At 34.7% G+C, this 22888-nt stretch carries 24 protein-coding genes; 3 read left to right on the plus strand and 21 right to left on the minus strand.

Translation table 11 applies throughout. The annotated features are described in order from the left end of the window. The 14 genes from OSO01_RS21510 to OSO01_RS21575 all read right to left on the minus strand — a co-directional run. Window positions 1-480, minus strand: a 480-nt coding sequence (locus tag OSO01_RS21510; RefSeq protein WP_147212523.1) for a ThuA domain-containing protein, incomplete at its 3' end; no start/stop codon positions are given. A gap of 74 nt (window positions 481-554) precedes the next feature. Beyond that, window positions 555-1178, minus strand: coding sequence for a YesL family protein (locus OSO01_RS21515; RefSeq protein ID WP_147212524.1), 624 nt, complete (start codon window positions 1176-1178; stop codon window positions 555-557). A 23-nt stretch (window positions 1179-1201) separates the two neighbouring features. Then, window positions 1202-2095: a carbohydrate ABC transporter permease gene (locus tag OSO01_RS21520; RefSeq protein ID WP_147212525.1), complete on the minus strand. Its 894-nt coding sequence runs from the start codon at window positions 2093-2095 to the stop codon at window positions 1202-1204. A gap of 12 nt (window positions 2096-2107) precedes the next feature. Beyond that, window positions 2108-2962, minus strand: coding sequence for an ABC transporter permease (locus OSO01_RS21525; RefSeq protein ID WP_147212570.1), 855 nt, complete (start codon window positions 2960-2962; stop codon window positions 2108-2110). 131 nt (window positions 2963-3093) lie between these two features. Then, window positions 3094-4770: an extracellular solute-binding protein gene (locus OSO01_RS21530; RefSeq protein ID WP_147212526.1), complete on the minus strand. Its 1677-nt coding sequence runs from the start codon at window positions 4768-4770 to the stop codon at window positions 3094-3096. A gap of 195 nt (window positions 4771-4965) precedes the next feature. Next, window positions 4966-6702: a sensor histidine kinase gene (locus OSO01_RS21535; protein ID WP_147212527.1), complete on the minus strand. Its 1737-nt coding sequence runs from the start codon at window positions 6700-6702 to the stop codon at window positions 4966-4968. Between the two features lie 16 nt (window positions 6703-6718). Then, window positions 6719-8254 carry a response regulator transcription factor gene (locus OSO01_RS21540; RefSeq protein WP_147212528.1) on the minus strand — a complete coding sequence of 512 codons (1536 nt, stop codon included), beginning with the start codon at window positions 8252-8254 and terminating at the stop codon, window positions 6719-6721. 646 nt (window positions 8255-8900) lie between these two features. Continuing rightward, entirely contained in the window at window positions 8901-9497 is a 597-nt protein-coding gene (locus OSO01_RS21545) for a sugar O-acetyltransferase (RefSeq protein WP_147212529.1), read from the minus strand. A gap of 37 nt (window positions 9498-9534) precedes the next feature. After that, window positions 9535-10092, minus strand: a complete 558-nt coding sequence (locus OSO01_RS21550) for a maltose acetyltransferase domain-containing protein (protein ID WP_147212530.1) — start codon at window positions 10090-10092, stop codon at window positions 9535-9537. A 60-nt stretch (window positions 10093-10152) separates the two neighbouring features. After that, the gene (locus OSO01_RS21555; RefSeq protein ID WP_147212531.1) at window positions 10153-10533 is read right to left on the minus strand and encodes a VOC family protein; all 381 of its coding nucleotides are present in this window, start codon (window positions 10531-10533) and stop codon (window positions 10153-10155) included. A gap of 16 nt (window positions 10534-10549) precedes the next feature. Further along, the gene (locus OSO01_RS21560; RefSeq protein WP_147212532.1) at window positions 10550-11560 is read right to left on the minus strand and encodes an ROK family protein; all 1011 of its coding nucleotides are present in this window, start codon (window positions 11558-11560) and stop codon (window positions 10550-10552) included. 163 nt (window positions 11561-11723) lie between these two features. Beyond that, window positions 11724-12335: a sugar O-acetyltransferase gene (locus OSO01_RS21565; RefSeq protein WP_147212533.1), complete on the minus strand. Its 612-nt coding sequence runs from the start codon at window positions 12333-12335 to the stop codon at window positions 11724-11726. A 165-nt stretch (window positions 12336-12500) separates the two neighbouring features. After that, window positions 12501-13076 (minus strand): DUF4352 domain-containing protein, encoded by a 576-nt coding sequence (locus OSO01_RS21570; RefSeq protein WP_147212534.1) that lies wholly within the window; start codon window positions 13074-13076, stop codon window positions 12501-12503. A 201-nt stretch (window positions 13077-13277) separates the two neighbouring features. Further along, complete coding sequence (locus tag OSO01_RS21575; RefSeq protein WP_147212535.1) at window positions 13278-14144, minus strand: aldo/keto reductase; 867 nt, start codon at window positions 14142-14144, stop codon at window positions 13278-13280. A 218-nt stretch (window positions 14145-14362) separates the two neighbouring features. On the opposite strand from OSO01_RS21575, the gene OSO01_RS21580 reads away from it, so the two are divergent. Continuing rightward, window positions 14363-14803: a cell wall hydrolase gene (locus tag OSO01_RS21580; RefSeq protein WP_147212536.1), complete on the plus strand. Its 441-nt coding sequence runs from the start codon at window positions 14363-14365 to the stop codon at window positions 14801-14803. A 243-nt stretch (window positions 14804-15046) separates the two neighbouring features. Here OSO01_RS21580 and OSO01_RS21585 read toward each other — a convergent pair whose 3' ends face one another. Next, window positions 15047-15937, minus strand: coding sequence for a metallophosphoesterase (locus OSO01_RS21585; protein ID WP_246145276.1), 891 nt, complete (start codon window positions 15935-15937; stop codon window positions 15047-15049). Window positions 15938-16227: 290 nt separating this feature from the next. Between OSO01_RS21585 and OSO01_RS21590 the strand changes: the two genes are divergently transcribed. Next, window positions 16228-16659 (plus strand): SRPBCC family protein, encoded by a 432-nt coding sequence (locus OSO01_RS21590; RefSeq protein WP_147212537.1) that lies wholly within the window; start codon window positions 16228-16230, stop codon window positions 16657-16659. A gap of 67 nt (window positions 16660-16726) precedes the next feature. Here the strand turns inward: OSO01_RS21590 and OSO01_RS21595 are convergent, their stop codons facing one another. Together OSO01_RS21595 and OSO01_RS21600 are read right to left on the minus strand one after the other, a co-directional pair. Next, window positions 16727-18583, minus strand: a complete 1857-nt coding sequence (locus OSO01_RS21595) for a sensor histidine kinase (RefSeq protein WP_147212538.1) — start codon at window positions 18581-18583, stop codon at window positions 16727-16729. Then, window positions 18558-19259, minus strand: coding sequence for a response regulator transcription factor (locus OSO01_RS21600; RefSeq protein ID WP_147212539.1), 702 nt, complete (start codon window positions 19257-19259; stop codon window positions 18558-18560). Before OSO01_RS21600 ends, OSO01_RS21595 begins: the two co-directional genes overlap by 26 nt. Before the next feature lie 90 nt (window positions 19260-19349). On the opposite strand from OSO01_RS21600, the gene OSO01_RS21605 reads away from it, so the two are divergent. Continuing rightward, a complete protein-coding gene (locus tag OSO01_RS21605; RefSeq protein WP_147212540.1) occupies window positions 19350-19601 on the plus strand; it encodes an ArsR family transcriptional regulator in 252 nt (83 codons plus the stop codon). Between the two features lie 240 nt (window positions 19602-19841). Here the strand turns inward: OSO01_RS21605 and OSO01_RS21610 are convergent, their stop codons facing one another. The 4 genes from OSO01_RS21610 to OSO01_RS21625 form a co-directional block, all read right to left on the minus strand. Further along, window positions 19842-20381: a hypothetical protein gene (locus tag OSO01_RS21610; RefSeq protein ID WP_147212541.1), complete on the minus strand. Its 540-nt coding sequence runs from the start codon at window positions 20379-20381 to the stop codon at window positions 19842-19844. 94 nt (window positions 20382-20475) lie between these two features. Further along, entirely contained in the window at window positions 20476-20727 is a 252-nt protein-coding gene (locus tag OSO01_RS21615) for a DUF4097 family beta strand repeat-containing protein (protein WP_147212542.1), read from the minus strand. Beyond that, window positions 20724-21473, minus strand: a complete 750-nt coding sequence (locus tag OSO01_RS21620; protein ID WP_147212543.1) for a MerR family transcriptional regulator — start codon at window positions 21471-21473, stop codon at window positions 20724-20726. The genes OSO01_RS21615 and OSO01_RS21620 overlap by 4 nt, the downstream gene beginning before the upstream one ends. Window positions 21474-21834: 361 nt before the next feature. Continuing rightward, the gene (locus OSO01_RS21625) at window positions 21835-22842 is read right to left on the minus strand and encodes a phosphotransferase (RefSeq protein WP_147212544.1); all 1008 of its coding nucleotides are present in this window, start codon (window positions 22840-22842) and stop codon (window positions 21835-21837) included. Window positions 22843-22888: the final 46 nt, after the last annotated feature.

The raw sequence follows: 22888 nt of genomic DNA on the forward strand, positions 1-22888 counted from the left end.
AGGTGCAGGAATATCAAAATGCTCTCCATACATTTCTTCTTTTTCAATTTCAAAATATTCACCAACGCCCCTGGCGATTGGGTGAGATGGGTCCACATTCCAAACACGCTCTTTATCGTTCGATTCACGCCATTTTAAATCACAGCCTGTACCCATTAAGGATTTAAATATTTTAGAAAAATGCGCTGAATGAAGTGCAATTAATCCCATACCATCTAAAACACGCTGCTTGGCCCTCTCAATTATGTCATCCTGCACTTCTCCGTGCGCCATATGCCCCCACCATATTAAAACATCTGTCTTCTCTAATAATTCTTCAGTCAACCCATGTTCCGGTTCATCCAGAGTAGCTGTTGTGACATCATGTCCTGCTTCTTTTAAAAAGTTGGCGATAGCTCCATGAATACCATCTGGATAAATAGAAGCTACTGTTTCATTTGTTTTTTCGTGTCTATTTTCATTCCATACAACTATATTCATATTTATTCTCCTCGTATTATCTTATTTGTGTCATGTCTGGACAGAATTTTTTAACAGGAATAGATTAAAAAATGTTATCCCTCATACTTTTCAAACATATTTCTAATCAAAAAGGAGCTAATATAAGTAATTAAAGAAAAACCGATAAAAATATCTAAATATAATTTTATTACGAATACATACGGCGAATAAAACATTAAAATAGTTGGACCAAGTGTAATAGCTATAATTAGTAATGTTGGATAAAGATTAGCTATACCTAATTTTAATACATTGACGCATGCTTGCTTTATAGTACATTTATAACGTGCAATATAAGGAAAAATCAATACAAGATACATGCAGAAAATCATCGAGAACATGACTAAACTCATTAAAATTAACGTCGAAAAATCTCCTGTATAGAATTGTAGAAAGAAATAATTTAAGGCTAAAATCATACCGAATAAAGATAAAAATCCCCATACAAGCGTGCTTTGTTTAAAATTTTTTTTAAATGCCAGCCAAAATCCGCTAATTATTCCACCCTCTTCCCCTCTGACCATTTTCAATGTGATGGAAAACATGGCAGTGAGGGAAGCACCAATTGTAACAATTGGCAAACAACAAAGGAGAAACAATATATTTAATAAAATTAATTCTACTGCTCTAGACAAAAAGTGATACACTGGACCATCTATACTTAAAATACTATTCATGTTTTGTTCGCCCCCTGTTGACACTATTCTTTAACAGATCCTACAACAATACCTGTAACAAAGTATTTTTGAAGAAAAGGATAAATTAACAATAAAGGAATAGTAGAAATTACTATTTTGGCAGCATTAAGATTACGGTTCTGTACTTCTGCAATATTCTGCAGTGCGTCGCTGCTTGTGCCAGATCTCACTAATTCAGCGATATCAATTGTAAGAGACTGAATATAGGTCATAATCGGGTAATTACTTACTTGACTCATATAAATCAGCCCCGACATAAAATCATTCCAGTTACCTACAATACTAAACAATGCCACTGTTGCCAGAGCCGGCAAAGATACCGGAATATAGACTTTAAATAATATTTGCAGTGGACTGGCACCGTCAATAACCGCTGCTTCTTCCAGGGATTTTGGTACACCGACGAAAAAATTCATGATTAAAATCACACTAAAAATTGGCACCGCCCCTGGTAAAACTAACACCCAAATTGTATCCAATAAATTCAGATTTCTGATTACAATATATGTCGGAATTAGCCCGCCGCTAAATAACATCGCAAAAATAATAATATTCATATAAATATTTCTACTCTTAAATTCGCGTTTTGTTTTTGATAATGGATAAGCCATTAACACAATCAGTATCAGGTTAATTGCCAAAGCAAGCACCACGCGTTGTACAGATATAAAGAATGATCTCCAGAATTGTGCATCCTCCATAATCATTTCATAAGCCTTTGTCGAGAAATTGACCGGCGTAAGCCCAACTATATTGGCTGCCACTGCTGCCCCGCCACTGAAGGATATGGCAACGATATTCCACAAGGGTAATAGACAAACTAACCCCAAAGAAATAACAATAAAATAAATGATAAATTTCCCAATTTTTGTGGAGAGACTATTTCCTTGTATCATCTATACTCCCCCTTAGAATAATTTTCTTTCTGTGAATTTTTTAGCTGCATTATTAGCTGACAGTATTAGAATCAAACCGATTACGGATCTAAACAAACCTACAGCCGCTCCAAAACTGTAATCCCGTCCAACTAAACCTTCCCTGTATACGTAGGTATCAATCGTATCTCCAGTTTCATATACAATCGGAGAATAGAGATTATATACCTGATCAAAGCCGCCTTCTAATACATTTGGCAAACTTAAAATCGCCAAGAGCAGGATAATCGGCAGCATCCCTGGTAAGGTAATATGCCAAACACGCTTCCACCAATTTGCTCCATCTATACTGGCAGCTTCGTGCAGACCCGGATCCACAGAAGCAATAGCCGCTAAATAAATTACTGAGTTAAAGCCAAACTCTTTCCAGACATCCGACCCGATTAATAAGGGCTGGAACCATGTATTACTTCCAAGAAAATTAATTCTATCCAGACCGAACGAATGCAAAATTTGATTAACCGTTCCATCCAGACTAAATAAATTGACTACTACCGTCGCCAAAACCACCCATGATAAGAAATGAGGTAAGTAAACAATTGTCTGTACAGATTTTTTAACCAATTTTAAACGAATTTCATTTAGTAAAATCGCAAATGCAATTGCCAGTAAAGAACCAAAAATAATCTTTCCTAATGCAATCACAATTGTATTTCGAAACACTTTTCCAATATCAGGCAGGTTGAACATATATTTAAAATGTTCCAGTCCTACAAATTCCGAGCCAAAGAAACCTTTTGCCGGCACAAAATCTTGAAAAGCCATGATAATCCCAAACATTGGCGCAAAACTAAAAATAAGTAAGAAAATCATTCCTGGCGCTAGCATAGCGTGATAGGTTAATTTCGCTTTTTTTACATCTTTCTTCCGATCACGTGCAGGTGCAACCTGATTATTTACTGCCAACCTCCGTCCCCCCTTTTTAACAGAGGGGCTGTTTATCAGCCCCTCTTTCCTATCTATTCTTGTTGAGCCAGCTCTTCTTCTATTTCTTCCAGAATCTCCTTACCGCCTTGGTTATTCCATTTATCAACAAACGTATCGAAATAATCAATTGGCTCTGCTCCTGTTATAATCTTAATAAAGTCCTCTTCTTCTAGCTTTATTAAATTAGCACCTTTTTGCTCCATAGTTGGTGTATTAACAACATAAGCTGCTTCTGCCCAATTAAATCGATCTTCCTCTGTCACCTTATTCATTAGCCCCCACCCTACAATACGGGAATGATAGCTGGACCAGTTGCCCGTTGAAGTGTCTTCAGGATTTTCTATATATTCTTCAATCCCTTTTAACTTCTGTCTAACTTGAGAATTAGTAATTTCTTCAACAGCCATCTCCTCATTCAAAACAGCTTGAACATCTTGATAATCTTCCAAATATGTCTGCATAGGAAGAACTACGATATTAAATGGTTTCGTCGAATCATCTACACCCTGTTCCAAATATTCTGCTACCTCAGGAAACGTACTTTCCATGTCCTCTTCCGTTGTATTTTCAATATCATCATAAAAGAAGTTCAACATTTGAACTGCTTTTTCTGGATGCTCATATCCTTTTCTGACAACTATAAAACTGCCGCCTGTTGTTTTCTGTTCAGGTACGTTTACTCTCCCCTCGTCATCAGCTAATACATAAGCTGCAAATCTTGCGTTATTATCCATCTCCCTGACATTCGATAATCCCCAGTCTGGTATATGCCAAGGACCCGTTGCGATACCTGTTTGACCATTTGTAAGTAATGCCATAATGTCGTCAAATGATCTCGTTCCAAATTGCGGGTCAATGATACCTTCCTCAAACCAGTTATTCATTAATTCAAGTGCTTGTTTTGTACCTTCTGATGTCGATCCATAAGTAATACTGCCATCATCTTCTATTAAATATCTTTTAGGCTGTCCCTCAAAAACCGCTGCAATAGAATTCATCGTAAATGAACCATAATCTCCAGCATTCAGATAATTTTCAAAAGGTATTCCAACCGGGTTGCCAGAATCTCCTGGATCTTTTTCAATGAAAGTTTTGGCAACTTCTTCTAATTCATCCAAAGTAATAAGACGATCTCCATCCTCATCTATAGATAAATCTAATTCTTCTAACCAATCCTCACGTATCCAAGTCATTTGCGGAGCTGCCAACGATTCAGTTCCCGGAATTGCCATCAGACTGCCATCAAAAGTTGCATCTTCCAAAGGCCGATTATCATAACTGGCATAGGTTTCTTTAATGTAATCGCTTGCATTATCTTCATATACATCCGTTAAATCTTCAATTAAATCATTATCGACTAAATCTTTTAACTCTTCTCGGGAAACGATCATCATATCTGGTAAATCCCCAGAAGAAATAGCCAAGGCTACCTGCCTGTCATAGTCTGCGCCCTCTGCCTCAAAAGCATTCCGAATATCAATATCTAATTGTTCTTCTGCGGCACGAGTATAGGCATTATCTTCAAAGGTATCCCCTTCAGGTAATTTAGGATTTGAACCAACCGAACGTCCAATATTTATAATAACCTTACCATCTTCTGTAGTTGTTTCCCCTTCATTGGAAGATTTCTGTACACATGCAGCTAGTGCACTAGTAAGCAGTAATAAGATTAATAGCAATTTCATCCTTCTTAATGAATCCGTTTTCATTTCATGTAATCCCCCTTATTATTTTGTCTTTCCAGAGCAAAATCATGGCCATTGATTTCGTATAATTTTATTTTAATTGATGTCTGATTCATGCGAAATATCAAATAATCCGTTTTCATATCCTATTTTCCGGAACCTCCTATTATTTAAACTCTGGAATTAAAAAACCCCACAACTATTTTGTGGAGTTTTCTCCTATTCTCTTACATGGTGAAACGATTGTGCTTCCCCGTGGACAATTGGTATAACCAACGTTACCTTCGTATAGTGACCCTTCTCACTTTCATACGTTAAACCGTAGCAAGAACTATAATATAATTGCACTCTGTTATGGACATTTCTAACACCATATCCTTCTGTTTCAGTAGTCAAAATGGACTGTAGCTTCGTTGGGTCTATTCCTGCGCCATTATCAAACACAGAAAATTCCAAAGTGTTCTCTATCCTTTTTAATTTGATAATCAATTTCCCGCGATCAGAACTTTCTTTATGATCTATACCATGATTAATGGCATTTTCTACTAAGGGCTGTAAGAGCAAATTTAGCATAGTATAATGATAGGTTGATTTGTCCAGCTCATAGTATACATCAAATGAATTCGAATGCATCAATTGTTGAATATTTATATAAGAAATCACATTTTCAAGTTCTTTTTCCACCTCTACAATACTTTTCCCTTTATTTAAAGTGGTCCGATAAAAAGTGGACAGATGCTGAGCCATCTGGCTTATATCCTCTTGTTCAGCCATAATAGCCTTACTATTAATTAATGAAAGACTATTGTAGAAAAAATGCGGATTAATTTGTGCCTGTAAAGCTTTCATTTCATATTCCTGCTGAGCAATTTTGCTCTTATATACCTGATTAATCATATCTTTTAATTTGTTGACCATATTCCCAAATTGTTTAATTAAACTCCCGATTTCATCCGTACCGCTATTAAAGACGGAAACCGTTAAATCCCCTTTTTCTATCTTTTCCATATTTTTCGACAGCTTTTCCAGTGGTCTAACCACAACTTTTGCCAGCAGGTAAATAGATACTGCCATAATTGCAATGCTTAAAAAGATAACCAATACAACCGTTATTCTCATCGGAAGCGTGGCAGCAGAAATAATATCCGTTGGCCGATATAAATAAACAGTCCATCCATAGGACGGTAATTCATCCTGTTGGAGAACAAAATTACCTTCCAGTGAATCCTTATTCTCAGCTAACTCTGAAGATAGGAATTGACCTGCCAGGTTTGTATCGGAAAACGTTTCATATGAATAAACTGGCTTCTTTTCGTTATCAAAAATAACGACACCATAATCCTCTTCAAATAAACTCGGCATGGAAGCAAAAAACTGCTGATAATTTATTTCCATTTGAACAATATTATTAAACTTTCTGCTCTCATCAAATATTTTATAAATCAGCTTAAATGTTTCATCCTCCGATGATGCTATCAAATTAGGCTGATTCGAATCCATGATGTTGCCAAACCAGCTATTTTGATTAATGTCTGCCAACGGTCTGAGCAATTGGCCATAAGGATTCATTTGATTGTCCGTATAGATGGTAATAGAATCAATGTCCGTCTGTAAAGTCGGAGGGGTAACCAACAAAGGAGCCAATGTATCATTATAAAACTTATACATTTCAAAATTATTGTTATACTCTGCTGTTAATCCATTTTTAATTTCATCATTCCATACAATTTGATTAATAACGGTAATATAATTATTGAGCTTATAATCTATATTCAAAATGGACTGGTTTAAAGCTTCGGAAAGGTTTTCGTTTTCACGGGTAACTAATAAATCTTGTACTTGATAATACCATATACTTCCTAATGTAATAATAGGCAAGCAGCTTGCAACAATACATATCAATAATACTTTTTTCCGGAATTTTAAATTAATAAAGCCTCGTTTAAAAAGATTCATTACATTCACTTCACCTTTATACTCTTTTCATATCCCGATACTTCTTCGGGCTGACGCCGAAATGCTCTCTAAAAATCCTAATAAAGTAGGAATCATTTTTATAGCCGATTGCTTTACTAATATTGTTCACTTTCATATTAGTATTACTTAGTAATTCCTCCGCCTTATTCATCCTCACCTGTTTAATATATTTATTAATTCCCGACCCGGTCTCTTGTTTGAATTTATCACTTAAATAACCCGGCGTTAAGTATACTTTTTCCGCTAACATATCTAACCCTAAGTCCTGTTCTATATTCTCTATAATATATTGTTTCACTATATCAATGACATGCTTTGGTGAATTCTTTTCTTCTTCTAATCTATTTATTACTTCCCTTTGCACTTCTAATAAAGTTTGTTTGATAGCAGAGAAATGCTTATAGGAGTAAATTAATTCAATGTATCTATTCATACTGTCTTTACTGTATTCCGGCAGTGTCTGAAAAAACAGCTGCAGCACCCGCGCGAACAAGAAGCGGAGATACCCCTGTGAAGTCTTTGTACTTTTATCGTACTTTTGGATAATTAGGTTTATCTTTTTCTCTAACTCTACTGTATTCGCCTGCTGAATCGCTCTTTCCATTTCTTCTAATAAATACTCGTACTCTTTATACTCTTGACTATCTGTTAACGGTGTATCAATTGGATAAATAAAAACATCTGAATAAAAAAAACGATCTTTTAAGTAGCCTTCTAATTCACAATACGTTTGAGCCATCTGAACTGGATTGTTCATATGATTACTTACTGATAGAACACAGCTGATGCCATACGTTTCCTGAATTTTTTGCTGTATTTGCTTCGCAGCCTGCTTATATGTAATGAAGCTATTTGGATTATCTTTAAATAGCAGGACAATTTGAAAAGGATTTAGATTGATTACGTCGTATTTACTGTCTAATGTGACTTTCCTTATTAACTCATAAAAATATTCATTTTCTTCTTCAAACAAACTATCCAAAAAAGCAGTATCAGAATGAACAAGAATCATCCGATGATAATCATTCAAAAAATCAAAGCTTAGGAAAGGATATTCATTTTGTAATACCTCTACCGGCGTTTGATTTAATAAACGATATAGAATATGCTTTTTTATAAATTGTTGATTTGCTTCTTTTTTTTCCTGTTCATCCTTATGTTTTCTAATATTCCTCATTACTTCTGTCATTGTCTGTTTAAACTCTTCTGGTTTAACAGGCTTTAATATATAATTATCAGCTCTTAATGTCAGCGCTTTCTTCACAAAACTGAAATCATCATGGCCGCTAAAAAAAATAATTTCCATATCATCATAGTGCTCTCTTGCTTTCGTTGCTAATTCCATTCCGTCTACAAAAGGCATTTTCACATCAGTAAGTAAAATATCAGCAGGGCTTCTCATCAACTCCTCCAAAGCTTCTTTCCCATTTGCCGCTTCCACTATTTCTAATTCGAAATTAAATTTTTTTAACAGGAAACGAATGACGCTTCTTTCATCCTTCTCATCATCCACAATCAGAATACGACTCATAGCTTGAATCTCCTTTATTGAAATTTCACTGTTCTTTCAAGATTACTTGGCGCTTATTCAGGCTCTATGATTTAACCATAATAATATTGCATGTTCAATAGCTTGTTTAAAAGAGACTTTACAGCCTCTTTTACTTCCTAAAAACACACTAAATATTTTTACCATACCATTTTAAAAAGAAATCTTCTCCATACTATCTTCTGAAAATTCAATTCTCATAATTTGAATTTTTTACAATTTATATCGGATATTGTCTAACAGTATATCATATGCTAAAAAAAAGTATTCGTATTTTTTTAATAGCTTTTTGAGGTAAGAAATCCGATAAAGCCTAAGTAGGCTAAGCCATCTGTTGTATATAATTTAGAACTCAGATTAATTCAATTTTAAAAGATAATCCCCGTCAAAAATAGAATGACAGGGATTTCGGGTAAGGAATGATATCAATTTGTTTTATCCATCATATTAGACTTGGATAAATACTAAGGGAACGCGCCCTACTCATGATGATATAATTTTGAGGATTGAATAAGAGACCCAAAAGCAGCAGCTTAATATCACTTGATGCTTTAATACTCAAAAGGCATGTTACCACATAGACATCACTTGATGTACTGCAAAAATACATCTAATATTTTTCCCCTTTTTACGTGAGAATGCTTTCCGATACTTTTTCACCTGCTACATCGTCAATCATTTTAATAACCCTGGCCGGATTTCCACCTACAACAGCATTATCTGGAACATCCTTCACAACCACTGCCCCTGATGCAATAACAGCATTATCTCCAACAGTCACTCCCGGGTTAATTACCGCACTTCCTCCAATCCATACATTATTTCCAATAGTAATTGGCTTTGCATATTCTTTTCCTGAATTACGCTCTATTGGCTCAATTGGATGAGTTGCAGTGTAAATTTGCACTCCTGGCGCGAGCAGGCAATTATCTCCAAACCGAACTTCACAAACATCTAAAATAGTACAATCAAAGTTTGCGAAAAAGTTTTCTCCTACATGCGTGTTGTATCCATAATCAAATCTTACATTTGGCTCCATATATACATTTTCCCCAGTTGAACCAAGTAGTTCCTTCAATAATCCCGTCCGCTTTTCTTCTTCCGTTTCTAAGGTTTGATTGTATATCCGAATCTTCTCTCTCGCTTCTTTACGATCTTTTAATAAAACGAGATCCTCAGGATCGTACATTTCTCCAGCTAACATTTTCTCTTTTTCTGTTTTCATCTTCATATGCTCCTTGATACTTTTTTACGGAATACAATTAATTAATTCTTTTAATTAATTTTGCTGGATTTCCACCAACCAAAACATTATCGGGTACGTCTTTTATTACGATGGAACCCGAAGCAATCACCACATTATTTCCTATTGTGACACCGGGATTTATAACAGATCTTCCGCCAATCCATACATTATGACCAATAGATACCGGGATCCCATACTCTGCACCGGAAATCCTTTCTTCTGCATCTAAGGGATGGCTTGCTGTATAAATATGTACTCCCGGTGCAATAAAACAGTTGTCACCTATACGGATTTCACATACATCCAGGAACACACAATCATAATTAGCGTAAAAATTTTCACCGACGTGTATATTATAGCCATAATCACAACGGAACGGCGGTCGTACACTCAGGTTATTTCCAGTAGCGCCAAATATATTTTTTAATAATGCACTTCTAATATTTCCATCTTCTTCATGTGAGTCATTGAATAATCTGGTCATTTTTCTTGCATATTGTCTTTCCCCGTGTAATTCCGGTTCGGCAGCATCACATAATTCTCCACACAACATCTTTTCCTTTTCTGTCCTCATCTTCTCTTCTCCCTATAAGATAAATTCTGTAACTAAAAAGGCGTTGGAAGTTATTTTCGGTTAAACTGTCAGTTCGATAAGATTTCCTTCAGGGTCTTCAATGACACTTTCGTAATAGCCATCCCCAGTGACACGTGGACCATTTACGAGTGGGTAACCATCCTTTTTCAATCTGGCGGTCATTTGGTCAACGAGCTCCTTATCTCCCAGTGAAATAGCAATGTGAGCCCAGCCCAGATGTTCCGTTGTACTTGTTTTATCAATGCCTGTTTTACGCATAATTTCTAAACGTGCCGATTCATCAAATGTTAAAAAATAAGACTCAAATTCCTTCTTTTCATTATGGTATTTAGCACTTGTATCCACATGAAAATATGTTTCATAAAAATTCTTCATTTTTTCTAAATCCTTGACCCAAATCGCCACATGTTCAATTTTCATTCTTTTTCTCTCCTTTTTAGACCGTCTCTTTTATCATGAGATCTAATCCAAGACTTTGTAATCCATATAAATAGTCCCGTTTCCAATCGCTTAGAGCGAGGTCAGGTAGATGTTCTGACGGAATATATCCGGAACTACATTCTTCAATTCTATTTAATGTTTCTTGTTCTACTTCTTCGTTACAAAAAATAATCATATGAGGGTTTATGATGGCCGTAAATGATGCCACCAGTCTGCTTATGACATCAATCATATAATCCTTATGTACCGGGGAAGTATTCATTTTATTTTCACTTAAGGTTTGCCAGAAACGCTTATCATCATATTGCGGCACGAATGAAATTTCTCCTGAAAAGTTCGTGCTGCCCCGCAAAACAATGCCATTAACTATCGTTCCGGCACCCGGTCCATTTTTACCTAAATATAAATAGACAACTGATTTGTTTTCTTTGATTTTTAAACGATTGTAATATCCAAGCACTGCTGCATTCATATCGTTCTCTACCACTACAGGAATAGAGAAATAATCCTCCAAGTATCCTTTTAAATCTACATTTTGAAGATGCTTGTAATCTGGAATATAGAAAATACGCTCATTATCAACAGATCCCGGTACACCAATGGATAATGAACTGATTTTATTGTACTGATTTGTTATGTCCTGAATACATTTAGTGAAAGAATTTAAATCTGAAATACCAGTATTTGTTCCTTTATCTTTTAGTTCTCCATAACAATTGAAAATAATATAATTTATTTCTTTTTCCTCTAAAAAAATAGCCAGACCTAACATATGCTCAGGATTATATTTATAGCGTTTTGCTCTTCTACCTCCGCTTGAATTATCGAATCCTGCAGATAAGATTTCCCCTTCTTTCTCCATTTGAGTAAGGAACTTGCTTATGGTAGGGAAACTTATTTCTAAATAGTCATTAAGTTCAACCTTGGTAGCACTTCCCAGTTCTAAAAGAGCTTTACGAATGCTTATCTGGATTGTTTTCTTCATAGATTTTGGGCTGGATTCCATAATTCAATGCCTCCTATATCACACACTTATTTAATCTGTTTAAAAAGTAAGTATATACTTATTAAATAGGTTTAATAAGTATATATTAATGATAATAGCAAATAAAATTTCTGGAAGCAAACTCTTTAGCCAGCTTGTACAGTATATTTTAATGTAGGAAGTTTTATTCAATACTTTCTTGATACTCTTCGTACATCACTTCCCATTGCTTTTTATCTTCTTCTGTAATTTCCCTGTGAACTCTGCAAGGATTTCCCATGGCAATCACATTTTTGGGAATGCTCTTTGTCACAACAGATCCAGAGCCGATAATGCTGCCTTCTCCTATTGTTACTCCCGGATTAATTACAACATCTCCTGCTATCCAAACATCATCCTCTATGGTAACTGGCAGTGCATATTCTAAACCTGTATTCCTTATACTCCGGTCAATTGGATGAAGAGCAGTATAAATGCTGACTCTTGGGCCAATCGCAACATTATTACCAATATGAATCGTATTTAAGTCCAGAAAAATACAATTGAAATTACAAAAGAAATTATCCCCCACGAAAATATGTACACCATGACTGCAATAAAATGGCGGTTTTACAGTATAGTTTTCCCCTGTGCTTCCAAATAGTTGTTTAATTAAATTCTTCCTTTCAATGTTTTCTTCCTCTGTCGTCTCATTAAAAAGTCTGGATAAATATCTGCCTTTATTTTTTATGCTTTGAATTTTATCATCTGTTTTGTACAATTTTCCAGCAAGTAAATTTTGATATTGTTTAGACATAGCACCCTCCTTTAAATACTCTTTAAATTAAAGTTTATCATAAAAATTGCATTCCACCGGGAGAATTATAGCTTTACTCCCATGGAATGCAATTTTGTTTTAGAGTATTCCTCTCCCGCCAGCTGTAATCATTTTTAACATGATTAATTTAGATTATCCAAAATCTTATTGTTCAGGATTAGGCAGTTCGAAATGTGTTTCCTGATCTGACATCAATTCATATTTTAATACAAATGTATCCGCGTAATTAATATCCGTTAAGTATACTAAATGTCCGGTCAGCTCTTCACCGGGAGCTAATTCTTCATCTCCCCCTGTAAAGAATTCATCATCAGATATATCTCCTCCATTTTCATCTATTGCTGAAAAATTGGCAGAAAACATTTGATTCGGCACATAAGCTTCATCCGATATATTTTTTATGGTTACATCAACAACCGCAAACCTGTCTTCTTCTCTTGCCCCGATAAGGTAGTCTTCGATAGGTACTTCATCTACTTCTCTTGTTAACTGAAAATCATTCACTGTTACCTCATAGTCAAACTCATATAAATCACTTGTAATTGCAGCTGTTTCACCAATCTGATATGTAGGCTTTTCTTCTTCCTCTTCTGAAGTCACTGTATCCGTTTCTTCTGTTATATCTGTACTTTCTTTTTCCTGCATTTCTGTATTTTCTTCCACATTATTACATGCTGCCAGCATTAAGAAAATTAATACTAAAAATATGAATTTCTTCAATAAAATTCCTCCTAATTTTTATATGCTTAAGATTGTATTACCCCACAATAATTGTAACAAAACAAATATGAATGACAAGTGATTATTGGCTCAACAATCAGCTTTTACTAAGTTAGAAGAGACATAAAAAACTGCATTTCAAAGGAAAAAATCAAAGCTCCCATGAAATGCAGTTTTATTATAAGGTATTTTGGGATTTTGTTATTTTAATTTCCCGCCAAATACAGGCATGCCGCTTGCTTCACCATAATCTTTAATGCGCTCAACATTTTTCAAAGCTTCCATATCCTCATCTGAAATAGTGAAGTCCACTCCGGCATTATTTTTCATATGCTCCGGATTAGCTGTTTTAGGCAGTGGAAGTAAGCCCAGCTGCAGCGTATAGCGAATACTCAATTGTGGAATCGAAACATCATATTTTTCAGCAATTGCTGCCACTTTCTCGTTTTTAAACAACTCACCATGAGCAATTGGTGAATAAGCTTCAACAAGAATGCCCTGGTCCTGCGTATAGGCAATCAGATCAAATGGTGTATTGCTGATATGCGCTAAAATCTGATTTACCATTGGTTTAACAGTACAGTTACTTAGAATGTTATCCAAATCCTCTTTTTGAAAATTAGATACACCAATGGCACGAAGTTTTCCTGCCTGATAGGCTTCTTCAAGAGCCTGCCAAGCTTCCCGGTTTCCTTCAAAAAAGCGCTCTTCTTCATCAAAATCCGCCCATGGCTGCGGGCTGTGAATGATCATCATATCAATATAGTCAAGGTCCAGTGTCTCCAGAGATTGATTAATGGATGAAACAGCCTCCTCATAAGATTTTACTTCTGCAGCAAGTTTAGTCGTAATAAATAAATCTTCCCTGTTCAGACCACAATTTTTTATTCCCTGGCCAATGCCGCTTTCATTTCCATATGCCTGCGCTGTATCAATATGGCGATAACCTGCCTTTACAGCGTCAACTACTGCCTGAGCAGCATCTTTATCATCAATAAACCATGTTCCAAGACCTAATTTAGGAATTTCAATCCCATTGGACAGCTGATAATTTTCATTTAAAATCATTTGAACATCTCCTTTGGTAAAATGAATAAACTATATTCGTTGTATACCCATTTTGAAATTTATTATAGTCCCTAGAGTGGACTTTAGGTCAATAGATTTGTTTTGATTCGTTTAAAATGCCAAGACACATTATAAAGTGTTCATTTACGTTAAAAAAATACAAGCCCCCAAGTCATGAATGCAAGTTTTCCGTCATAACATATTTTAGAGGTGAGATAATGGGAAGAATAGCTTACCGAGAGGCAGACGTTGACTTAATGGCAAGAATGATGAGAGCCGAAGCTGAGGGTGAAGGAAAACAAGGAATGCTTTATGTAGGAAATGTTATTGTTAACCGTGTCGTAGCAGATTGTGGCGATTTTATTGACTTGAGAACAGTTGATGATGTCATTTTTCATGTACAGGGAGGAAATTACTCTTTCGAAGCTGTTCAAAAAGGGAATATGTTTTATCAGAGAGCAAGAGAAACAGAAAGAAAATTAGCAAGGCAGACGTTGGAAAGCTGGAGAAGTCACCCGGCAAAATATGCTCTTTGGTACTTTAATCCATATGCCCCATGTCCTCCAACATGGTATGATCAGCCCTTTTCCGGTCAATTTATGGATCATTGTTTTTATGAACCGGCTCCTGGAACGTGTGAAAGTGTTTATATGGGGTAAGGGGTATGCTTTTTAGTGTTTTTTCAATAAAAACTGGTTTGACATATAACGAAAAATAATCTCTGCCAAATTATCGCCTGGCAGGGATTATTTTGAGCTAATTTTTTTCATATTATATATGGATAGATGCAGATATATAGGTATTCTCCTTTCAAATTAAGTTTTGTTCTTATTTCCCCCTCTATAATAAATGATAATCCTATAAAAACTAATGTAAATAAGCTTTATAGGTAAGCAATAATACTAATCTTTAAACAATCTTTTTGTTATTGAATATTCCATCCAGGAACCATCCATTTGCTTCTCATAGCTCGAATAGCCACCCGTACAAGTATCAAACTTTAACAAAGGAACTATATTACTTTCTACCGTTTCACCATCAATAAAGAAGTGGCTTTGACCATCCCAAAATACCTTACCTAAATAACTGTTATCATTGGAAACCTCAACTGTGGAGATGTGCCCCGCAATGATGTCTTTATAAAACGAACCTGTTTCCGCCGGGTATTTCCATATAAATTCGTATGGCTCTGTTGCATGCTTCCATAATTCTGGTTCGGCCTCATATACTCCGGCATGTACATAGATTTGGGGTTCCGTTTCATAATAGAATTCTTTCCTTTTAGAAAAGAGCCATTGCAGTAATTCCGGATGTTCTTTTTTTATCTCAGCTTTGATAAAACTGCTCATTCTTACTGTAGAACGTTTCAGATGGAGCAATTCTCTAAAAACATAATCCCATTGTTCTGCTTTAAAAAAACTTTTTGTCGTCACCAATTGTTGATCTTGTGATAACCATAAAAATTCCTGCTCATTACAATACCAGTCTAAAAACATCTGCTCGTGATTTCCAATTAACACAACTACTTGATCTGGATATTTTTCTTCCAAGTTTTTAATATGATAAAGAACTTTACAGCTATTCTTTCCTCGACTTATATAGTCTCCTAAAAAAAGAAGTTTATTATTCTTATCAGACTCTAAATCTACTAAATTCAAAGTATCAAGCATAGCTTCATAACATCCGTGAATATCACTGATAGAATATATTGTTGACATTTGGGCACTCCTTCTCAGATTATTTTTTAGTGATTGATTTTCAGCAGCTGTTTCTATTTTTATATACCCTTCCATCAACAATTCTAATATTAATATTTGCCCGATAGGTGATATGAAAGTGTTTCAATCCCTTTACTTGAATTTTTTATACTTGTAACTTAGCGTATCTTTTAACAATCTTTGAAAGAAGTGTTAAAAATTATGGATTTCTATATCGTTCCTTTTGTAAAAACACAATATACACTAGAATAATTCGCTCTGCCAACTCTATTTTCATGCTATAATTGATGACAACTTACAAATGATATTTCAACATCGCGATGCAATATTAGCTATGACCAATTTGATAAGGGGAGTGTAAAGGTGTGCGTAATTTATCCATTGAAAAGCAAAGGGAAATTTCGGCAGCAACCGAAACAGTATGGAACGTACTTACTAATCCTGACTTCATCAAACAATGGTTAGGGGTAACTGTGAATACAGATTGGAATGTAGGCTGCTCAATTACTTTTTCATTCACATGGGACGGTACAGAATATGAAGACAAAGGTCATATCCTGGAATATGAGCCGCAGAGCGTTTTCTCCTATGATTACTGGAGCGGCTTTTCAGGTACTCCTGACAGCCCGGAAAATTACTCAATCATAACATTTAACCTAAGTAACAATAGCAAACACACAACACTGAGATTAAAACATAGCAACTTTGCTACGCCAACGATGTATGAGCATTCGGATAAAAACTGGGAAGAAACGATAGAGGTTATTAAAAAGCTTGCGGAGGAATCCAAGGGCTGAAAACATACTAAGATTACTGGGTTAGTTTTGTTCCAATTTCTTATAGAATTGGAACAAAACTATTTTTTTACTCTGATGCCAAAGGAAAACTAATAATGACTTTAAATGTATCTCCATCTATATCTACTTTGAAACTTCCCCCGCTTACATTTGTAAAGCTTTCTGCAATAGACAATCCCAGACCGCTTCCATCAGCCGTTCTGGCCTTATCCCCTCTATTAAATCTCTGAAGTATCTCTTCTGCTGTAAAATCTATTTCATAAGAGGAAGTATTTTTTATAGTGACTATTCCCCTGCCCTCTCTCTTTTCCATCTCTATAAATATCCGTGTTCCATTTAAAGCATACTTCAGTGCATTATCAAGTACATTTTGAATAACTCTGTAAAGTCTGTTACTATCTGCAACGATTTCTATAGATGGCTCAGGAAGCTTCAATTTTATCTTATTTCCTGCTCTTTCTATATCGTCCTCAATGTCTCCTAAAATTTGTTCAATTAGTGTTTTCATATCAATCGTTTCTAAATGCAGATTTATATCTCCACTGTTACTTTTCGCTAAATCAAACAAATCTGAAACGATATTCTTTAATCTGTCAGATTTTTCACTTAGCACCTTAATATAATCTCTTGCCGTTTCTGAAAGGTTTTCTTCTTTAGACAGTAAATCTACATAACTTATGATGGACGTTAATGGAGTCTTCAAATCATGAGAAACATTGGTCACCAGTTCAATTTTCATTCTCTCCGATTTCATCTGTTCCTCCAAGCTTTCATTGAAGCCTTTATTTATTTCGTCATATGTCTTATTATTATATTTCACATACCAGTAAATAAGCACAATTTCAAGAACTGGCGGGATAAAAATTAAAGGGATAAAGATGAGTATACCACTTATTAATACTATAAAGATGAACATAAGAGTCAGTAATACTAAAATAAAACTAGCTATAATGAAAGCTAACTGCCTTTGATGCAAATTCTTGGTTAGCGGAGATTTTACATACCTTCTGCCATCAAAAAAACTTTTTGTAAAGTCTACTGTGAAGACTACTATCTTATAACCAATTTTATATAAAAGAAAACCCTTTATAAACCTTCTATCCTTGATCTTTCTTACCAGTGCTAATAATCCTGCTCCAGATAATAAGGCAGCTATAGCTGTTACTATTCCAATTAAATACATATAAGACTTATGAATTGCAGATATTCGAAGTACATAATTGTAATAATAGTGGAGATCGAATAGATAAATGCAGCAAGCTATGATTGGTAACACGACTAGTGCTAATAAAATTTCACTATATAATAAGTCCAGCCAATTCGTTTGTAATGTTTCTTTATTTGGTTTTCTCCCTGTAACAGTGATTAAATAGATAATGAGTGCTAACGCTACGATGGTATACAAAGCAAAATCTATTACCTGCGCACTTAATATTTCATTAGCATTATTCCATTCCTCCTGCTTCTCCTTCATATATTCATCTGGAAAGCCGATATATATGGTTACATCCTCACTAAACAAATACGTAAAATTTTCAAAAACATTTCCATTTGATGTGACTCTGCCCTGATTATACTCATAGACATAATTGCTGTAGTTTAGAAAATCCTCACGGCTAAAGTCTTCTCTGTTCGTCTGTGTTTCGTTACCATCTGTTATATAATATATATAATTTAAATCCTCTATTTCTAATATTTCAGGTTTATTAAAATGCGAATCTATCTCACTGAAAGTATTTTGCAGCTCATTCATAAATGTATTGCTTTCTTCATAAGTTTCTATCATCAGCGGCTCTATATTATACCTATTCCAATCCACATAAAATATTTGGATGACAGCCATCGAAATCATGGCAGCTGTTATCAAAAATACTGCAAATTTAGTAATTGTATTTCTGCTAAAGTTTTTCAATTTTATACCCAATACCCCACACCACCTTTAAATATTTAGGTTCTTTAGGATTTATTTCAATTTTTTCGCGGATACGTCTTACATGGACCATGACGGTGTTTTCAACAGAATACGCAGGCTCTTTCCACACTTTTTCATAGATTTGTTCAGATGAATAAACCATTCCAGCATTCGTCATTAGAAAATCTAAAATTTTGTATTCCGTAGGCGTTAACCTAATAGGGGTGCCATATACGAATAATTGCTTAGATTCCTTATTTAGATTTAATCCTCCAACCACAATTTGAGAACCGTGAGTGATATTGCCGATATTCCCTAAAGTGATATATCGTCTCAACTGGCTCTTCACCCTGGCAATCAATTCGTCTGGATTAAATGGTTTTGTTATATAATCATCTGCTCCCATAGATAGCCCCAGTATTTTATCACTGTCCTCTGACTTTGCTGATATGATAATAATTGGTATATTTTTTTCCTCTCTAATTTTCAAAGTAGTTGAAAGACCATCCAGCTTTGGCATCATAACGTCCAGGAGTATTAATTGAATATCATGTTGAACTAAAGCATCCAATGCTTCTAAGCCATTATAAGCCTTCATAACTTTAAATCCTTCCATCGTCAGAAGCTTATCTAGTGCATTTGCTATTTCCTTGTCATCGTCCACAACTAATATGTTTGCACCTTCCATAACGTACCTCCTATAACCTATATATCCAGATTAATGATTTAATCTTTCAATCTTATGTATATAAATCTTACAAATTTCTTAACATACTAAATGAATTATACCTTGAAGCGGATCAAGCGGATAGATGGTTTCACTGATTTAACAGCGGGTGACATTGCTGAACACTTTGAAATGTCAAAGCCGAGCGTTTTCAATCAGCTTAACCTATTAAAAAATGCCCAGTTAGTCTGGGCAGAGCGAAAGTGGCAACACATTATATACTGTTTGAATACTAAGGTATTTCAAGAACTGACTAAATGGACGCTTGATAGCCAACATTCAAAAAGAGATGACCATCATTGAGAAAATGGTTTGTTTCAATTGTCGCTGCTTTCATAGCGATTATCATTAGCGTCGTTGCATACGCTAGTTTACCATTACAAATGTATAAATCATTACTAATCGTTCATGACAATTGATGAAAAGACTCCATCTAAGATGAAATAAAAACATAAATTTTTATATAACAGGAAGAGTATAATGGAGTCTTTATTTCCCTCAAACAATTGGCTTATCACACCTATTGTAAATCTATCTTACTAATTAAACGCCCTTCTTTCTTGGCCAGACGAAATATGAAATAGAAATAATAAAATCAATACCTAATACAAATGTCCATATTTGTAAAACCCGAAGCAATGCTTCTGTTCGAGAGGAGTCATTTATGAAAAAAATGACTCCTGCCAAAGTACCAGCACCAATCAAATAAGATAAAACGTGTTTCCCCCACCCCTTTAAATAATGCTTTGAATATTCTATTCCATACAGTTTAATTGGTTTTGGACCTTCTTTTATCACGTAGTAGCGAAATCTCTCGTCAGCCCATCTAATCATACTTTTTCCAAATACAATCGAAACGCCTATATAAACTGCCGCAATCGCATGTGCAGCTGTTGCAGTGGCCCCTCGGTATAAATCGGCAGCCGTAATAATTAATAAAATTAAATCAATTATTGGTGTTAAAGCTAAGAAAAATAATCCAAGTTTATTCTTCTTGAGAACATATCTTGTAAATAAACCTAAGATAATTACTATCCAAAACCCTATTTCACAAGCAACGATCATCCAAGCAATAAAATTCAAAAAGACACCTCAAATCTAATCATTTATATTATGAAACTCTTTGATAATATTCGTTTCCAGCAAAATTCGTCCTTCGTCGAATGCCATTTGCGTTCTACCTGGCTGTGATGTTACCTGATATTGTTTCAACGTCAATCTCAAAACTTCCTTTACCTGCAGTGTCCTTTATTTCTTTTTCATCTTGTGATTCATCATATGAAATAGGGATATTGATCATTCCATCCCCACTTTTCGTTTCTATATCCAGGTTATTTGTTGAAAGCTGTTCTAAAGAAACATCTCCTGAATTTCCATTGATAATCAGCTTTTCTGCAAATTCATCAAGGATTGTCACTTTCTCATTCAAAAATTGCTTTTCTTGTTTACATAAAATTCATATGCCTTCTCAAAAAAATCCAATGTTTCCGCATCGATAGGATAAAACCCGGCGCTCTCCGATTTTTGAGGTGACTTTCTAATGTCCCATATCTTTTCTACAAATTCTTTGTTATCCCCAAATGTTTCCTGTTCTTTTTCATACATACGTTTTATGAGTCGCTGTATTTCCGGTGCCGAAATTCCTTTTGACATATGCTTTTTTAATTGTGCTATTAAGGCAATCCATTCCAGCGTTTCAGGATCGTCTCTATTTATATTTGGAAGATTTTGAAGTAATTTACTTTCTTCTTCATTAAATATTTGGTTTAAATACCCTTCTCTTTTATCCATATTTTGTTGATATAATTGGATGAGCTTCTGCACACTAAACAAATCAATATTGCCATTCAGCATTATTTCATTTATTAATCCACGTAATGTCCCTTCAATTTGTGCTAATCTCTCTTTTTCCTTTGAAACATAGCCCAATTGCTTCTTTAGACCAGTGAACCAATCATGATTCTCGTCAGCTATCATTTCACTTATTTCTTGCAGACTGAACCCTATTGTCTTTAAAAACTGGATTTCCTGCAGTTTCTTCATTTCTTTCTCTCCATATAATCTATGGCCTCCCTCTGTTTTACCAGCGGGGTGAAGAAGACCTATCTGATCATAATAGCGCATTGTTCTGACCGTAACCCCCGTTTGTTTTGTTACTTCTTTAATCGAAATCAAGTATAGCCAACCCCTTGTTTTATTTTTACTATGTTCATTATACAAAATGACGTAACGTCAATTTCAAGTTTTTTTACTTAATTATTTGAATAAGCAGGGTTAAATGTTTGCAATTAACAATTTTTATTATATAAGCAGGCTTTCATTTCAATTTTATTCAACACAATTAAGATACGAAAAATTTTATAAGAGCAAATCGATGTAAGCGTCAAATCTTTTCTAAGAAAAAGGGAAACACAAAAAATCCTGCTAAAATTTTATCAGCAGGACTTTTTGTAGAAAACGATATTATTTCAAGTTGCCTATTCCTAAATAATACGCTCAATTCGTTTTACTACATTATAAAGTATTGGGAACCTCATTAAATCATTAACGGAAAAACCTTACGCTTAAAGTCATTTATTTCCTCAAGTTTAAATTTAAACGCAATATTGTCTGTATCATTTAGAATACTATTTAGGAAAAAGAGACAAAAATAAGATTGCCTATATTTGGGCTGAAACTTCAGATGAAAAATAGCAAACAGGCGGGTCAGGCCTTCATCAAATTCCCCAGCAATATACCTCTTATAATAGGAATAATTATCATGGACATCTAATTCATTCCAAATAAATTTGAAGAAATCGTAGAAGAAAACATATTTATCCGCAGTCTCCCAGTCGATATACCATAGGGTCTTCTCCCCTGCCTCATCGTTTAAAAGAATATTATCAGACCACAAATCGCCATGCAGGTCGATAAACGGCAGCTTCAGGGAAAGCAATTCCGGGGCAACTTTTTCTACTATTTTTTCAAATTGCTGAATATGAACCACATTTGAACTTGTATCGAATAAGCTATTCAACGTTTGATAGTCAACCTTTGAATGAAGTATTAGGTAATTGAAATAACTGTGATAATCATCATATATTGTTTTTAAAATGAACGCTTCATCGTTCTCTGTTTGATTTTCAAAATGAATGAATACTTCCGTCACCATATTGTGCTTAGCATCTTGCTTGAGTAACGCAGGAATACGAAAGAAAGATGAAAAATACGTGTAGTTTGCTATTTTTCTTTGATAGCTTTCTTGGTTGGTGCAAAAAATAAGTATTTCATCATCTGAAAAAGTTCTGATATCGCCATTAATACAAAACCATAAAATACTTCCATTAAAATACTTACGTCCATAATCCTCCATTTCCAGTGAAGGAGGACCCTCTTCTTTTGAATTTTTAAGATTATTAACCATAGGGTGGCTGGTTTTTGCAGTATTATAAACAGTTCTAAGATCTTTTTCAAAAGTATACTGTCCGTTTTCCAAGTAAGGACTCAGTTCTAGTATCTTGGCTTTTCTCGCCAGGACTACTTTATTATATTCTTTTGTCATTTGTCATCTGCCATCTCCTCATCTTTTAAAAATATTTATATAAAAT

It is taken from the genome of Oceanobacillus sojae (assembly GCF_007991515.1).
Lineage (GTDB): Bacteria > Bacillota > Bacilli > Bacillales > Amphibacillaceae > Oceanobacillus > Oceanobacillus sojae.

Bases quoted from the DNA above. Each gene is read 5' to 3' on its own strand.
- OSO01_RS21525 (WP_147212570.1), bottom strand. From the start codon at position 2,962: ATGCTAGCGCCAGGAATGATTTTCTTACTTATTTTTAGTTTTGCGCCA.
- OSO01_RS21515 (WP_147212524.1), bottom strand. From the start codon at position 1,178: ATGAATAGTATTTTAAGTATAGATGGTCCAGTGTATCACTTTTTGTCT.
- OSO01_RS21535 (WP_147212527.1), bottom strand. From the start codon at position 6,702: ATGAATCTTTTTAAACGAGGCTTTATTAATTTAAAATTCCGGAAAAAA.
- OSO01_RS21550 (WP_147212530.1), bottom strand. From the start codon at position 10,092: ATGAGGACAGAAAAGGAAAAGATGTTGTGTGGAGAATTATGTGATGCT.
- OSO01_RS21625 (WP_147212544.1), bottom strand. From the start codon at position 22,842: ATGACAAAAGAATATAATAAAGTAGTCCTGGCGAGAAAAGCCAAGATA.
- OSO01_RS21585 (WP_246145276.1), bottom strand. From the start codon at position 15,937: ATGGAAGGGTATATAAAAATAGAAACAGCTGCTGAAAATCAATCACTA.
- OSO01_RS21600 (WP_147212539.1), bottom strand. From the start codon at position 19,259: ATGGAAGGTGCAAACATATTAGTTGTGGACGATGACAAGGAAATAGCA.
- OSO01_RS21520 (WP_147212525.1), bottom strand. From the start codon at position 2,095: ATGATACAAGGAAATAGTCTCTCCACAAAAATTGGGAAATTTATCATT.
- OSO01_RS21555 (WP_147212531.1), bottom strand. From the start codon at position 10,533: ATGAAAATTGAACATGTGGCGATTTGGGTCAAGGATTTAGAAAAAATG.
- OSO01_RS21565 (WP_147212533.1), bottom strand. From the start codon at position 12,335: ATGTCTAAACAATATCAAAATTTACTTGCTGGAAAATTGTACAAAACA.
- OSO01_RS21545 (WP_147212529.1), bottom strand. From the start codon at position 9,497: ATGAAAACAGAAAAAGAGAAAATGTTAGCTGGAGAAATGTACGATCCT.
- OSO01_RS21605 (WP_147212540.1), top strand. From the start codon at position 19,350: ATGAATTATACCTTGAAGCGGATCAAGCGGATAGATGGTTTCACTGAT.
- OSO01_RS21560 (WP_147212532.1), bottom strand. From the start codon at position 11,560: ATGGAATCCAGCCCAAAATCTATGAAGAAAACAATCCAGATAAGCATT.
- OSO01_RS21580 (WP_147212536.1), top strand. From the start codon at position 14,363: ATGGGAAGAATAGCTTACCGAGAGGCAGACGTTGACTTAATGGCAAGA.
- OSO01_RS21575 (WP_147212535.1), bottom strand. From the start codon at position 14,144: ATGATTTTAAATGAAAATTATCAGCTGTCCAATGGGATTGAAATTCCT.
- OSO01_RS21530 (WP_147212526.1), bottom strand. From the start codon at position 4,770: ATGAAAACGGATTCATTAAGAAGGATGAAATTGCTATTAATCTTATTA.
- OSO01_RS21540 (WP_147212528.1), bottom strand. From the start codon at position 8,254: ATGAGTCGTATTCTGATTGTGGATGATGAGAAGGATGAAAGAAGCGTC.